This is a genomic window from Lysinibacillus sp. FJAT-14745 (assembly GCF_001275675.1).
Lineage (GTDB): Bacteria > Bacillota > Bacilli > Bacillales_A > Planococcaceae > Lysinibacillus.
In genome coordinates this window covers 307286-308025 of sequence record NZ_LITM01000005.1, presented here as the reverse complement: position 1 = coordinate 308025, position 740 = coordinate 307286, and the positions used below count along the sequence as shown (strand labels likewise).

Below are 740 nucleotides of genomic sequence, written 5' to 3'. Positions count from 1 at the left end.
GGCTCTTCACCAAAACATGTGCTTGACTAAGAGCCATACTGAATCCATTCAGCATTGCACTCTAGTAAAATTGTCTCTTTATAGTGCTGCGGATTGCGCGTGAAAAAATGACGTCTTTGTAGCGCTTTAATGAGATTATTTTTCCCTTCTACTGCCGCATTAGTAAAGCGTAATTGATGATAATTACAGATTTCTTCTTGCCAATTGCGCATCGTCGACAGACAGGATTCCACGGCTGGATGCTTGATTGTAGCACCTTGCGCCAACCAACATCCGAAGCCTTTTTTCGCCAGTTCATACGTGGAGCTACAGTCGTACCATTCGATAAAGGCTTCTTTCCAAATGTAGACTTGATGCAAGATTTCGGCGTATTGAAGCAGTCGATGTAGGATAGTTTTCTCATCATTCTTCAATTGATCACGTCGTTTGCCAAGGATTCGGAAGTGTTGCTTAAGGTCCTTTTTGGCAAACGGTGATAGCTGCTTTTGAATGGATTTTCGCACGGCTTGAAGTGCTTCAGTTACGTAACGATTGACATGATAACGATCGGCAATGCGAATCGCTGTAGGATATATTTTTTTCGCAAACGTATGATATGACTTTGCCAAATCCATGACAATCGCGACTGGTTTCAGAGCAGAGAGAGTAGATTGTGTATTAAAATAGGCTTGTAACTCCTCGATTCTTCGTCCAGGAATGACATCTAAAAATGTGCCACCACGTAAATCATGAAGGCCAGT

At 42.3% G+C, this 740-nt stretch carries 1 protein-coding gene; it reads right to left on the bottom strand.

The window, feature by feature from the left end; genetic code table 11:
- Window positions 1-26: 26 nt before the first annotated feature.
- A partial coding sequence (locus tag AMS59_RS08805) for a transposase (RefSeq protein ID WP_199777699.1) occupies window positions 27-740 on the bottom strand: 714 nt, incomplete at its 5' end.